This is a genomic window from Bradyrhizobium elkanii WSM2783 (assembly GCF_000472865.1).
Taxonomy (GTDB): domain Bacteria; phylum Pseudomonadota; class Alphaproteobacteria; order Rhizobiales; family Xanthobacteraceae; genus Bradyrhizobium; species Bradyrhizobium elkanii_A.
The window spans coordinates 254,789-268,150 of the sequence record NZ_AXAP01000002.1; the positions used below are offsets into that span (position 1 = coordinate 254,789).

10 protein-coding genes are annotated in these 13,362 nt (G+C 62.0%); 8 read left to right on the plus strand and 2 right to left on the minus strand.

Annotated elements, in window-relative coordinates; translation table 11 throughout:
• Window position 1: 1 nt before the first annotated feature.
• Complete coding sequence (locus YY7_RS0103230) at window positions 2–508, minus strand: prolyl-tRNA synthetase associated domain-containing protein (protein WP_028161962.1); 507 nt, start codon at window positions 506–508, stop codon at window positions 2–4.
• 36 nt (window positions 509–544) lie between these two features.
• Window positions 545–2,371, minus strand: coding sequence for a CocE/NonD family hydrolase (locus YY7_RS0103235; protein ID WP_028161963.1), 1,827 nt, complete (start codon window positions 2,369–2,371; stop codon window positions 545–547).
• A 240-nt stretch (window positions 2,372–2,611) separates the two neighbouring features.
• Between YY7_RS0103235 and YY7_RS0103240 the strand changes: the two genes are divergently transcribed.
• The 8 genes from YY7_RS0103240 (at window position 2,612) to glyA (ending at window position 13,362) form a co-directional block, all read left to right on the plus strand.
• The gene (locus YY7_RS0103240; RefSeq protein ID WP_035689010.1) at window positions 2,612–4,270 is read left to right on the plus strand and encodes an amidohydrolase; all 1,659 of its coding nucleotides are present in this window, start codon (window positions 2,612–2,614) and stop codon (window positions 4,268–4,270) included.
• Complete coding sequence (locus YY7_RS56350) at window positions 4,267–5,307, plus strand: CobW family GTP-binding protein (RefSeq protein ID WP_051396479.1); 1,041 nt, start codon at window positions 4,267–4,269, stop codon at window positions 5,305–5,307. Before YY7_RS0103240 ends, YY7_RS56350 begins: the two co-directional genes overlap by 4 nt.
• Window positions 5,308–5,503: 196 nt before the next feature.
• Complete coding sequence (locus tag YY7_RS0103250) at window positions 5,504–6,757, plus strand: sarcosine oxidase subunit beta family protein (protein WP_028161965.1); 1,254 nt, start codon at window positions 5,504–5,506, stop codon at window positions 6,755–6,757.
• Between the two features lie 18 nt (window positions 6,758–6,775).
• A complete protein-coding gene (locus YY7_RS0103255) occupies window positions 6,776–7,099 on the plus strand; it encodes a sarcosine oxidase subunit delta (RefSeq protein ID WP_028161966.1) in 324 nt (107 codons plus the stop codon).
• Window positions 7,096–10,092: a sarcosine oxidase subunit alpha gene (locus YY7_RS0103260; protein ID WP_028161967.1), complete on the plus strand. Its 2,997-nt coding sequence runs from the start codon at window positions 7,096–7,098 to the stop codon at window positions 10,090–10,092. Before YY7_RS0103255 ends, YY7_RS0103260 begins: the two co-directional genes overlap by 4 nt.
• A gap of 16 nt (window positions 10,093–10,108) precedes the next feature.
• Window positions 10,109–10,681, plus strand: coding sequence for a sarcosine oxidase subunit gamma (locus YY7_RS50580; RefSeq protein WP_245287176.1), 573 nt, complete (start codon window positions 10,109–10,111; stop codon window positions 10,679–10,681).
• A 4-nt stretch (window positions 10,682–10,685) separates the two neighbouring features.
• Window positions 10,686–12,059 carry an L-serine ammonia-lyase gene (locus tag YY7_RS0103270; protein ID WP_028161968.1) on the plus strand — a complete coding sequence of 458 codons (1,374 nt, stop codon included), beginning with the start codon at window positions 10,686–10,688 and terminating at the stop codon, window positions 12,057–12,059.
• Between the two features lie 10 nt (window positions 12,060–12,069).
• Window positions 12,070–13,362 carry a serine hydroxymethyltransferase gene (gene glyA, locus YY7_RS0103275; RefSeq protein WP_028161969.1) on the plus strand — a complete coding sequence of 431 codons (1,293 nt, stop codon included), beginning with the start codon at window positions 12,070–12,072 and terminating at the stop codon, window positions 13,360–13,362.

The following is a 13,362-nucleotide window of genomic DNA, read 5'->3' on the forward strand; positions in this document are numbered from 1 at the left end:
CTCAGGTCGGGCTGTCGTCGTCCAGATCGATGTAGGAAGGATCGCGGCCTGTAACGGCCAGGAACTTCTCGAGCGCCTCCCGTGACAGCGACGTCGTCCTCTGGTTGCTGAGGGGATGGCAATTGATCGTCGCCACGCCGGCCAATCGTTGGTCCAGCACAACCTTGACTTTTCGTTCCTTGTCGTTGACAACCGCCAGCACCGAGACGGCGCCGGGTTGGATGCCGAGCAACTCCAGCAGGGCAGCGGCCGATCCGAACGACAGGCCTCCTTTCGCGCCGATCTTTCGAGCCAACTGCTTGAGATTGATGACTGCGTCCTCGTCGGTCACGAAAAGAAAGTAGTTCTTCTTGCCGTCGCGCAGGAACATGTTCTTGGTGTGCAAGCCGGGAATATCGCCGCGAAGGCTCTTCGACTCCTCGACGGTGTGTACCGGCGGGTGTCGGAAAGTGCGTGCCTCGATGCCGTTGCTCTCGAGATAGGCCAGAAGTTCGTCGCTTTGGTTCATGCTGCTGCTCATAGACCGCTTTCCTCTAGCCGCTGCTCATGCTGGCCGCAATGGCAGCTTGATGTGTGAGGCATTGCCGCCACCACGAAGCACCTCGATCCGCAGTGGACCTGTCGCGGGGATGCGCTGGAAATGGTCCGCATCGGCGCCCGCGAGAGACAATCTGATCCTGCTCCCCGCCAGAAAGGTCCAGGCGACAGGGAGCAATGAGAAACGAAACAAATGAGGTTGGCCAGGCACCAGCTCTCGCGCCTGATCTCGCGTGCAAGCGTGGAATATGCCAGGCGTCTGATAGTTGCTTGGCATGGGACTTTCCGCCCGATGGAGCGCGCGAAGGCACCCTTCGGTGACGTAGAGAGATTCTCCGTCAGGAAGTATCTCGGAGAGATAGGCGTGGATTGCAAAATCGGGTGCCGGAACTGATATCCAGAGATTGACCAGGCAATGGCCGCTCAGTTCGGTGTTGTGAGGCAATTCGGGGCCAGTGTAGTTCAGCATGGAGCGGTCACGGCCATCCCAGTCCGTATAATACTGCCGGCTGTCGATCGCCGCGATCCGCTCGTATCGCGTCTGTCTGCCTGTTCCCGCGCCAAAGTCGATCTCGTGAGAGTCGGTCGCCGCTTTGCCTGCCGCATCGGCGAGCTTTCCGTCGAGCGCCAGAAATAGCGTTTTCGATGCGTCGAACGGCGGCCAGGTATCAGCACAGCGCCACCTCTCGTCATGTACAGAGAAATAGTGCACCGGCTTCTCCGAGCGGAGGCTGGTGTCATGTCCGGCGAGGTGCTCGTCGAAGAACCTCAAGACCTCAGCGAGAATGTCGAATTCCGGGAGTTCGTCCGCACGCCACCGTGAGCAATTGATGCGTGCGCCATGATCCCACGGGCCGAGGAGAAGGTACTTGTTCTGGTTCGGCAAGGTGAGAAACCGGCTGATCGCTCCGTTCGCGTAGCCAGCGCCGTCCATCCAGCCGGAGACGGAATAGACCGCCACATCTCCCCTGATGCCCTTGCAATAGTTCGCCGGGCTGATGGCATCGGACGAGTGCCCGGCGAATTGGGAAAGGGGGGCGCTCCTGAATTCCATGGCGCGCATCAGCTCCGGCATGCGGAAATTGCCGGAGTGTTCGTCGATTGCCGCTCTGCAGTCGGAGCCGTCCGGATCGTCATCGACGGGATGCGGTCCCCTGAAGGCGGGATTGGAGTAGTAGACGAACTCCTTGAGCAGATCGCGCTTATCCTGGTCGAGGCCGGCCATCAGGCGATCGTAGATATCGGCGAGATTGGTCAGAAGTATCCCGCCGGGGTAATAGTTATCCAGATAGGTGTCCCAGACAGAGAATAGTGGGGCGATCGCCTTGACGGCAGGATGCGATGTCGAAGCAAGGAAATCGCTGGCCGCCCCGAGATAGGATATCCCGGTCGCGCCGATCGCGCCGTTCGCCCAGGGTTGTTGGACGATCCATTGGGCCACCTCGTAGGCGTCGTCTCGCTCGCGGGGAGACCTGAAAATGTCGCGCGTACCGAAGCTCGCTCCCGTGCCTCTGACGTCGGCGACGACAAGCGCGTATCCTCGCGGGACGAAGGTGTCGCGATATTTGGCAACGTTCGGCGACGGTTCGACATTCTTGGTCGCGGGATCGACTGCGAAACGCCGGTAGTACGGAGTTTGAATCAGGATGGTCGGCCAGGCTCCGCCCTGTTCCGGCCCGCCGGGAAGATACACATCGACGGCGAGCCGGCAGCCATCCCTCATTTTCAAGTAGATCGACTTCGGCAGAGTTACCTTGTGGGTCCCAGGCCTGCCGCGGATGTACCGGCTCGGCGGTAGCATCCAGGCATCTCCGCGCATGTCGCTATCGGCCATCTGAAAATCCCGAAGTCCTGTCGTTTTGACGCCCGCGACAAGCTGCACGAGCAGGAGGGCCGATCATCACGGCTACACGTCCATAGGCAAGATGCGGGGCCGTACGTGTCGCGTCGTTACGCGAGCGATGTCGCAAGCTTCCAACCGCGAAGGGAAGCGAAAGTGCACATTGCTCCACGGTTCGAGTAACCGGGCCGCTCGGCTCATTGGCGAGCTGACCAGACACTCAGGGGAGATCAAATGGGAGATATCACGGTCTATCTGGCGCGGAAGGTTGTTACGATGGATCCGGGTCGTCCTTTCGCCCAATGCGTGGCGGTGAGAGATGGTCGTGTTCTGTCGACCGGCACGATCGAGACCATGCAGCCCTGGCTGAAGCGGTACCCCTACAAGATCGACGATACCTTTGCGGACAAAGTCATCCTGCCGGGATTCATCGATCCCCACACGCACTTCGCGTTCTCGGCCGGTTATCTCGCGATGCACTACATCGGCCCGATCGACTCGCCAGGACCGCACGGCATCAACAAGGGACTGCCCACCCGCGCGGAGGTTCTCGCCAAGCTTCGCGAAGCTGCCAAGACTGACGCTGATCCGAGTGCACCGCTCATCGCCTGGGGATTGGATCCCGCATCTCAAGGCGGACATCTCCATCGCGACGAGCTCGATGCCATCTCCCTTGATCGGCCGATGTGGGTCATCTCTTACGCTCCGCATTTTATCTACCTGAACAGCGCGGCGCTGGAACGGGCCAAGGTTCCCGACAACACCAATGTGCACGGCGTGATGCGGTATCCGGACGGCAGGTTGAACGGACAGTTCGTTGAGCTGGAGGCGGGACGTCTCGCGCTCGGCGCGATGCGCGAAGCGATCGCGGAGCGTGGCGGCGTCGATGGCCTGAAGCGAATGGGAGACATCGCGCGCAAGGCCGGCGTCACCACGACCGCCGAAATGATCTTCGGCAAGGGAAACTTCGAGAACGAATGGGCGCTCCATGCGAAGGTGGTTCCGGACGAGAGCTTTCCGCTACGCATGGGCCTTGTTTCGCTCGAGCTCGCACTCTACGCCGATCACGGCAGCAAAGGCGCAGATTTTCTTCTCGATGCGATGAAGAGGAGTGGCGACAAGCTCTTCTTTCATGGCGTGAAGTTTCTATCTGACGGGTCATTCCCGGCGATGTCCCTGCGGCTGAATTTTCCTGGTTATCTCGACGGAAGCAACGGCCTGCGCAATGATGTCCCGTGGGATGAGCTCCACGAGCGGATGCTTCCGTATTGGAAGGCGGGTATCCAGATCCACTGCCACGCAAACGGTGACGAAGCGGTGGATGCGTCGCTCAACGCCCTAGCCAAGCTTCAGAAGGCGCAGCCGCAATTCGACCATCGTTTCACCTTGGAGCACTACTGCATCAGCACGCCCGACCAGGCCCGCCGGCTAAAGGCGCTCGGCGGCGCCGCCAGCGTGAACAATTATTTCGTGCACTATCGCAGTCAGCTTCACGCCGAAGAGGGGTTCGGGCCGGATCGTTCCGAGGCGGTGGCGCGATTGGGGTCCCTCGAGCGCGAAGGAGTGATCTTCGCGCTTCACTCCGACTACTCGCTGGTCCTCGTTCCGCTCCATCCGTTGACCGCCGCCTGGGTCGCGGTCAATCGCATCGCCCTGGATGGAAAGACGGTGCTGGCGCCGGGCGAACGGATCGGCGTCGAACGAGCGCTGCGTGCGATCACGATCGATGCCGCTTACGTGCTGGGCGCCGAACAGCGATTGGGCAGTCTGGAGCCGGGGAAGTTCGCCGACTTTGCCGTGCTCGAAGCTGATCCGTTCGAGGTCGATCCCGTCGATCTCAAGGACATCAATATCTGGGGCACGGTTCTCGGCGGCAAGCCGCAACCCGCATGACAGCCGAATCCCGCGATCAAGCCGACGACGTCGCTGTGCCGGTTAATCCGACAGCCGGCAAAGAAACGCTGGCCATGTTGATGGGCATCTTTGAGGCCGCGAGGGTCGTTCCTCGCGCGGTCGCCCCGATATCGCTGCCTTTGACGATCGTCAGCGGATTCCTGGGGGCGGGAAAGACGACGCTGGTGAACCGTCTGCTCTCCGAGCCCGGGGGCAGGAGGATAGCCGTACTCGTCAATGATTTTGCGGCCGTGAACATCGACGAGGAGCTGATCCGCTTTCAAAGCGAGGATACGATCGGCCTGACGAACGGTTGCGCGTGCTGTTCCATCAACGGCGATCTGGTCAACGCGATCCAGCGGCTGGTCGAGCGAAAAGAACCTCCCGACGCCATCGTCCTTGAAGCGAGTGGGCTCGCGGATCCGCGCGGCATCGCGCAGGTCGCATTGGCCAATCCTGCAATACGGCTCGATGCTATCCTCGCACTGGTGGACTGCGAAACATTTCCCGAGCGCATCAGGGATGAGAGAACCCGGCCGACGATGCTGGCGCAGTTGTCTGCGGCCGATATCGTCGTGATGAGCAAATCCGACCTCATCGAGGATCGGCGGGATATGATCAAGGGGCTGATCGAATCAGCGGCTCCGGGCCGCACCGTCCTCGAGGCGACGCACGGCGACATTCCTGCCGATATCGTGCTGGGTGTGAACGCTAGTCCCTCGTCGACATTCGGATGCTCAGACACCGGCCATCACACCTCATTCGCCTCGACAACGCGTAGCTGGTCGACGCCGGCAGACAGGGACGCGATCATGCGCGCGTTGCGCGAGCTTCCGCCGAATGTCATACGAGCAAAGGGTATCTTTTGCTTCAAGGACGACGAACAACGAAGATTCGTCTATCAGCGGGTCGGCAAGCGCGAGAGCCTTGAAGCCGTATCGGCTCCCTCATCGATTGCCCAGCATGCCTCGAGGCTCGTCCTGATCGGCTTCTCCGAGCAGTGGGATGAGGCCGAGGTATCCCGGCTCGTACCATGACCAGGGGTGGTGATGCCGCACTTCCGCCCAGTGTGGCGCGCCCGGTTCGAGAGCGTCCAATCCGAAAGCCCGACGCGCCCCGGCGACGGCGTCGATCGCCGGGATGTCGCTTTCATCCAACAAGCACGGCGAGCGGATGCTGGCGAGATCGTATCGGCAGGCGATAATAAATTGCAGTCATTTGGCACGGGCACCCATGAGACGATTCTCTGCAATTTCCTTGTTTCGCGAAGCTCTCGGGGGGCATGAGACGTGGCCGCGGCAGTGGCGTTCGCCCGAGCCGAAGCCTGCCTACGATGTTGTGATCGTCGGAGGCGGTGGGCACGGTTTGGCGACGGCATTCTACTTGGCCGAACGGTACGGACTAACAAACGTCGCGGTCGTAGAGAAGGGATGGATCGGAGGCGGGAATACGGGCCGTAACACGACGATCATCCGATCGAACTATCTCTTTGACGAGAGCGCCAGGCTCTACGAGCATGCCCTGAAACTGTGGGAAGGGCTCTCGCAGCAGCTGAACTACAATGTGATGTACTCCCCGCGGGGCGTCCTGATGTTGGCGCACAACATTCACGACGTCCAAAGCTTCAAGCGGCATGTCCATGCCAACAGGCTCAACGGTATCGACAATGAATGGCTGTCGCCACAAGAGTGCAAGGAGTTCTGTCCTCCGCTGAACGTTGGCGGCGCCATGCGCTATCCGATCCTTGGCGGCGCCTTGCAGCGGCGAGGCGGCACGGCCCGGCACGATGCTGTCGCATGGGGATACGCGAGAGCCGCGGACGCGCGTGGCGTCGACATCCTGGAAAACTGCGAGGTCCTCGGCATCCGCCGCGCCGCATCGGGCCGAGTGGAAGGGATCGAGACGTCAAGGGGCTTCATTCGGGCCGGCAAGATCGGAGTCGTTGCGGCCGGCAACACCAGCGTCGTCATGAACATGGCCGGGGTAAGGTTGCCGCTGGAGAGCTTTCCGCTCCAGGCTCTGGTCTCAGAGCCCGTCAAGCCGGCCTTTCCCTGCGTGGTGATGTCAAACACCATTCACGCCTACATCTCGCAATCCGACAAGGGAGAGATGGTCATCGGCGCCGGCACCGACGCCTACACATCCTATTCACAGCGGGGCGCGCTGCATATCGCAACCCATACGCTCGACGCCATCTGCGAGCTTGTGCCGATGTTCAGAAGACTACGGATGTTGCGCAACTGGGGGGGCATCGTCGACGTAACCCCCGATCGGTCCCCCATCGTGGCGAAGACGCCGGTGCCTGGGCTCTACGTCAATTGTGGCTGGGGCACTGGAGGATTCAAGGCGACGCCAGGTTCAGGCGACGTTTTCGCGTGGACGATCGCGAAGGATGATCCTCATCCGATCAACGCGCCTTTCACGATCGAGCGATTTCGCGATGGCGTGATGATCGACGAAGCCGCTGCTGCGGCGGTGGCCCACTAGTTTTGGAAATCCAGTCACATGCTTCTCATCAAGTGCCCCTTCTGCGGTCCGAGGCCAGAACTCGAGTTCTCCTACGGAGGACAGGCTCACATTGCTCGTCCGAAGGATCCGGCGTCTCTCGATGACGAGTCCTGGGCGGAGTACCTGTACATAAGAAGCAATCCGAAAGGGCTGCACGCGGAACGCTGGAGGCACATTCACGGCTGTGCGCGCTTCTTCAACGTACAGCGGAATACGGCCTCCGATGCGATCGTGGCGACCTACAAGATCGGCGAGGAGCCTCCCAAACCGGTCGACCCGGGGTTGGAAGAGTGGTCCAGCAGGAGCGGGGCGGCGCTATGAGATACCGGCTTCCCGCGGGCGGCCGCATCGATCGCAGCAAGCCGCTGTCGTTCCACTTCGACGGCAAGAAATATTCCGGGTTCGCGGGCGACACGCTCGCTTCGGCCCTGATCGCCAACGGCGCGCATCTCGTCGGCAGGTCGTTCAAGTACCATCGTCCTCGCGGCATCATGTCCGCGGGGGCGGATGAACCGAATGCGCTGGTAGGCGTGGGCAGCGAGGAAGCGCGTTATACGCCGAACCTTCGCGCAACCCAGATCGAGCTGTACAACGGCCTCGTGGCCGAGAGCCAGAACCGGTGGCCGTCCCTGTCGCTGGACTTCAGCGGCGCAAACGACCTGTTCTCCCGATTTCTCCCGGCGGGCTTCTACTACAAGACCTTCATGTGGCCGGCGTCTGCGTGGAAGAAGCTGTACGAGCCGATGATCCGGCGGGCCGCCGGGCTGGGGCGCGCCCCGGAAGCCGCTGACGCCGACCGTTACACGCAAGTGTACGGGCATTGCGATGTCCTGGTCGTCGGTGCGGGGCCGGCCGGCCTCGCAGCCGCGCTGGCGGCGGCGCGATCAGGCGTGAAGGTCTTTGTCTGCGACGAGCAGGACCAGATGGGAGGCTCGCTGCTGTCGGAGCGCGAAGCAACCATCGACGGGCAGGGGGCCGCCGATTGGCTGGCGCAGACCATCCGGGAATTGAAGTCGCGAACGAACGTGGTCCTGTTGCGGCGGACCACCGCGTTCGGTTGGTATCCGCACAATTTCCTTGGGCTATGTGAGCGCGTCACGGACCATTTGGGACTGGCAATCACAAAGCAGCCGCGGGAGCGAATGTGGCAGGTGCGGGCCAGGGAAGTGGTCCTTGCGACCGGCGCCATCGAAAGGCCGCTGGTGTTTCCGGACAATGATCGCCCCGGGATCATGATGGCCGAGGCAGCGCGGACATATCTCAATCGCTACGGAGTGTTGCCCGGCAGCCGGGCGGTTGTCTTCACCGCCTGCGACAGCGCTTATCGCGCGGCGCTTGAGTTGAAGAGCGCGGGCGTTGAGATCGCTGCGATAGCGGATGTGAGATCAGCTCCGAATGGCCGATGGATGGAGCGGGCGCGAGCCGCCGGCATCGACGTGCGTCCATCCACGGTGATCGCCGGCACTTACGGCCGTCTGCGCATCTCGCATGCCGATCTGGCGCGGATTTCCGGAGGAACCATGGGGCATCCCGAAACCTTCGCGTGTGACCTTCTGCTGATGTCGGCTGGCTTCACGCCGAGTGTGCACCTGTTCTCGCAGTCGCGCGGCAAGCTCGTCTATGACGAGGATCTGAAGGCATATCTGCCGGGCACCTCGGTCGAGCGCGAGCGTTCCGTCGGAGCTTGTCGAGGCGTATTCGACCTCGGCGCATCTCTCGCCGACGGGTTCGCGGGAGGACTCAGTGCGGCAAAGGCGTTGGGAGGAACTGCGGCGGCCGAGCACAAGTTTTCGGTTTTCGCTCAATCGTTGGGCAGGGACGGTTTCATCGGTGCACCGCCGAGCGGCGGCAAATCGCGACGAACACGGGCCTGGGTCGATTTTCAGAACGACGTCACCGCAAAAGACATCGAACTCGCAACGCGCGAAGGCTTTCGATCCATCGAGCATGTCAAGCGCTACACGACCACGGGTATGGCGACCGACCAGGGCAAGACGTCCAACATGAACGCGTTGGGCATCGTCTCGCAAACGCTGGCGTTGCCCGCCTCCCAAGTCGGCCTGACCACATTCCGCCCTCCATATACGCCGACGACCTTCGGCGCATTCGCCGGCCAGTCCAGAGGAGAGCTGTTCGATCCGGTTCGGAAAACGTCAATCCACGAATGGGCGCGCGAGAACGGCGCCGTCTTCGAGGATGTGAGCCTTTGGAAACGAGCTCATTATTTCCCGCGACCGGGCGAGGACATGCACGCGGCGGTCAGGCGCGAATGCAAGGCGACACGGGAATCGGTCGGGATTTTCGACGCTACCACGCTCGGCAAGATCGAGGTTGTCGGCAAGGACGCTGCCGAATTCATGAACCGGATGTACACCAATGCATGGACCAAGCTTGAGCCGGGGCGTCTGCGCTACGGGGTTATGCTGCGCGAGGACGGCTTTGTCATGGACGACGGCGTCGTCGGGCGAATGTCGCCAGATCGCTTCCACGTCACGACGACGACGGGTGGCGCCGCCCGCGTGCTCGCCCTCATGGAGGACTACCTGCAAACGGAGTGGTCGGACCTCGACGTCTGGTTGACGTCGACCACCGAGCAATGGGCCGTCATTGCCGTCCAGGGACCGAATGCACGCAAGGTGCTGGAGCCGCTCGTGCACGGCATCGACATCTCCCAGCAGGCCATGCCGCACATGAGCGTGCAGGAGGGGCATATCTGCGGGGTGCCGACGCGACTTTTCAGGGTCTCCTTCACCGGCGAACTGGGCTTCGAGGTCAACGTCCCCATGGGATATGGCCGTGGGGTGTGGGAGGCGATTTACGCCGCGGGACGCGAGTTCGGCATCACGCCTTACGGCACCGAAACGATGCACGTTCTCCGGGCTGAGAAGGGATACATCATTGTTGGTCAGGAGACTGATGGCACCGTGACCCCCGATGACGTGGGGCTGGCCTGGGCGATCGGGAAGGCCAAGAAGGACTTCGTCGGCAAACGTTCGCTGGCGCGGCCCGCCATGAGCCGAAGCGATCGAAAACAACTGGTCGGGCTGCTCACTGTCGATCCGAACATCGTGCTGGAGGAGGGGGCGCAGGTCGTCGCCGATCCGTCCGAGCCTGTCCCCATGACGATGATCGGCCACGTTACGTCGTCGTACTGGAGCGTTGCGCTCGACCGCTCGATCGCCCTGGCCTTGGTGCAAGGCGGCCGGGCGCGCATCGGCTCACGCCTGAGCGTTCCGATACCAAGCGGGCCCGTGACGGTCGAAGTCGTCCAGCCGATATTCTACGATCCGGAAGGGAAGCGTCTTGATGGTTGAGGCAACGATCGTCAGGGTGAACTCGCTGGCGGCCGTCAGCCGCGACAGCGCCAGTTCTCCGCAGGTTTCGCTAGCGGTGCTGCCCGATGCGGCGAAATTGGTGTTTCGCGGACGACCCTCGTCGATCGGCGCCGCCGGAGAGGCATTCGGCGTCGAGTTGCCCCAGACCGCCAACCGCTTCCGCGAGGCGGCGGGACGCAAAGCCTATTGGTTGGGTCCGGACGAGTGGTTGCTGGAAGCGATCGGAGTGGATTCTTCTGAGCTGTTCTCAACGATGTCGGAAAAGCTCGCCTCCCATTCCTGTTCCCTCGTCGATGTCAGTCATCGATCCGACTCCATGGCGATAAGGGGACCGATGAGCGAATACGTGCTCAACCACGGCTGCCCGCTCGATCTCTCCGAACGAGCATTTCCGGTCGGGATGTGCACGCGCACCATTCTCGGCAAGTCGCCGATAGTGCTCTCCCGAACGGAGCAGGAGGTGTTTCATCTGGACGTCTGGCGCTCTTTCTCGCCTTACGTCTGGTCGTTCCTGGACGAAGCCCGCCAGGAATTCCTCCACGATCAGTCGGCAAGGTCACCCACGTGATTTCATGATCGGAACGTTCGAGCTCTTCAAGATCGGCATAGGCCCATCGTCGTCCCATACGGTCGGCCCCATGAAGGCGGCGGCCGTCTTTGCCGAGAGCGTAGAGCGTTCGCGCCTGCTGCAACGTGTGGCGCGGGTGCGAGTCGATCTGTTCGGATCGCTCGCCTGGACCGGTAAAGGGCACGGCACGGACAAAGCCGTCATTCTCGGCCTTGCCGGCGAACGTCCTGATGCGGTCGATCCTGATGATGCGGACAAGATCGTGGCGTCGGCCCGGCAAGAAAAGGCGCTCCGTTTCGCAGGCAAGTACCGGATCGCCTTCGATCCCGAGGCGGACATCGTATTCGACGGCATCACTCCTCCGGTCCATCATCCAAATACGCTGGCGCTTATGGTCTTCGATTTTGCCGGAGAGCGGCTCCTCGAACAGCGATGGTGTTCGATCGGCGGCGGCTTCGTTGTGCCGGAAGAAGAGGTAGGAAAGCCGTCGCCCGCCTCGTCGGCGCCGGTGCCCTATCCGTTTCGCTCCGGCCGCGACCTCCTCACGATGGGCGCTTCGTCCGGCCTGTCCATTGCCGAGATGGTCCTCGCCAACGAGACCTCGCGGCTGCCGAGCGAAGAAGTCGAGGCGCATCTCGATCGCATCGTCGCGGTCATGATGTCTTGCATAGACCGCGGCATGGTGACGGAAGGGGAACTTCCCGGTGGTCTCGAAGTGCGGAGGCGGGCGCCTGCGCTCCATCGGAGGCTCCTGGTGGCATCCGCAGCGAACAATCGCGCGCAACACGCCGTGATGGATTGGGTCAGCCTGTATGCGATAGCCGTCAACGAAGAGAACGCCGCGGGAAGCCGCGTCGTCACCGCGCCGACCAACGGCGCGGCCGGCATCATTCCGGCCACGCTGCGTTACTTCCGCGACCATTGCGACGATGCCGACGCGGAAGGGCTTCGCTGCTTTCTGCTGACCGCCGCAGCGATCGGAGCCCTGTTCAAGATGAATGCGTCCATCTCCGGCGCGGAGGTCGGATGTCAGGGAGAAGTGGGTGTCGCCTGCTCGATGGCGGCCGCGGGATTGGCGGCGGTTCTCGGCGGTACGAACGAGCAGATCGAGAACGCCGCCGAGATCGGCATGGAGCACCATCTTGGCATGACGTGCGATCCCATCGGCGGCCTGGTGCAGATCCCCTGCATCGAGCGAAACGCCTTCGGTGCCATCAAGGCCATCAGCGCTGCCTCGCTGGCGCTCCAGGGCGACGGGACACACGTGGTGTCACTCGACAAAGTCATCGCGACGATGCGCGAGACCGGCCGGGACATGCAATCCAAATACAAGGAGACCTCGCTCGGAGGACTCGCGGTGAATCTGGCGGAATGCTGAAGGAACACACATGGGACAAGTTGCGGCGAACAAGTTCTTCACCACCGACATCTCGATCCTGGATCCCGAAGTGGCGTCCGCCATCGGAGACGAGCTACGGCGACAGCAGCAAGAGATAGAGCTGATCGCCTCCGAGAATATCGTGTCGCACGCGGTCCTGCAGGCGCAAGGCTCGGTTCTGACGAACAAGTATGCGGAAGGTTATCCGGGACGACGCTACTATGGCGGATGCGCGCATGTCGACGTGGCGGAGGAGGTCGCGAGAGACCGCGCGAAGAAGCTTTTCGGCTGTGCCTTCGCCAACGTGCAGCCGAATTCGGGCAGTCAGGCCAACCAGGGCGCCTTCATGGCTCTCATGAAGCCAGGCGATACTTTCATGGGACTGGACTTGGCCGCGGGAGGCCACCTCACCCACGGCGCCAAGCCCAACATGTCCGGCAAGTGGTTCAACGCCGTGAGCTACGGCGTGCGTCCGGAAGATCAGAGGATCGACATGGAGGCGCTGGAGCGTCTCGCACTGGAGCACAGGCCGAAGGTCATTGTCGCCGGCGGGTCGGCTTACTCGCGCTTCTGGGACTTCGCCGAATTCCGTCGTATCGCGGACCTGGTTGGCGCCTATCTCATGGTCGACATGGCACATTTCGCCGGTCTGGTCGCCGGCGGCGTCCATCCATCGCCGATTCCTCACGCGCATGTCGTCACCTCGACCACCCACAAGACGCTGCGCGGTCCGCGCGGCGGTCTGATCCTGTGCAACGACGCAGTGTTGGCAAAGAAGATCGACTCGTCGATCTTCCCGGGCCTTCAAGGCGGTCCGCTGATGCATGTGATCGCTGCAAAGGCGGTCGCATTCGGCGAAGCGCTGACGCCGGAATTTCGCCGATACGCCAGCGACGTCGTCAGGAACGCCAGGACGCTCGCGAATACCCTCATGGAACGGGGATACTCCGTCGTCTCCGGTGGGACCGACAATCATCTGTTTCTGGTCGATCTGCGTTCCAAGAACCTCAACGGCAAGACGGCAGAAACCGCACTCGGACGGGCTAACATCACCTGCAACAAAAACGGGATACCTTTCGACCCGGAGAAGCCGACCGTCACCTCGGGAATCAGGCTCGGAACCGCGGCGACGACGTCGCGCGGTTTCGGCGAAGGAGAATTTCAGGCGGTAGGCAATCTGATCGCGGATGTATTGGACGCCGTTTCCGCCGCGAATACCGACGCGGCTCCGGCTGTCGAGCAGCGCGTGAAAGGACAGGTCGCAGAGCTGACGAAGGCGTTCCCGATCTATCCGTTGGGCTGA

Coding starts and splice junctions, on each gene's coding strand:
- YY7_RS0103240 (WP_035689010.1), top strand. CDS start 2,612: ATGGGAGATATCACGGTCTATCTGGCGCGGAAGGTTGTTACGATGGAT.
- YY7_RS0103270 (WP_028161968.1), top strand. CDS start 10,686: ATGATCGGAACGTTCGAGCTCTTCAAGATCGGCATAGGCCCATCGTCG.
- YY7_RS0103230 (WP_028161962.1), bottom strand. CDS start 508: ATGAACCAAAGCGACGAACTTCTGGCCTATCTCGAGAGCAACGGCATC.
- YY7_RS0103235 (WP_028161963.1), bottom strand. CDS start 2,371: ATGGCCGATAGCGACATGCGCGGAGATGCCTGGATGCTACCGCCGAGC.
- YY7_RS56350 (WP_051396479.1), top strand. CDS start 4,267: ATGACAGCCGAATCCCGCGATCAAGCCGACGACGTCGCTGTGCCGGTT.
- YY7_RS0103260 (WP_028161967.1), top strand. CDS start 7,096: ATGAGATACCGGCTTCCCGCGGGCGGCCGCATCGATCGCAGCAAGCCG.
- YY7_RS0103250 (WP_028161965.1), top strand. CDS start 5,504: ATGAGACGATTCTCTGCAATTTCCTTGTTTCGCGAAGCTCTCGGGGGG.
- glyA (WP_028161969.1), top strand. CDS start 12,070: ATGGGACAAGTTGCGGCGAACAAGTTCTTCACCACCGACATCTCGATC.
- YY7_RS0103255 (WP_028161966.1), top strand. CDS start 6,776: ATGCTTCTCATCAAGTGCCCCTTCTGCGGTCCGAGGCCAGAACTCGAG.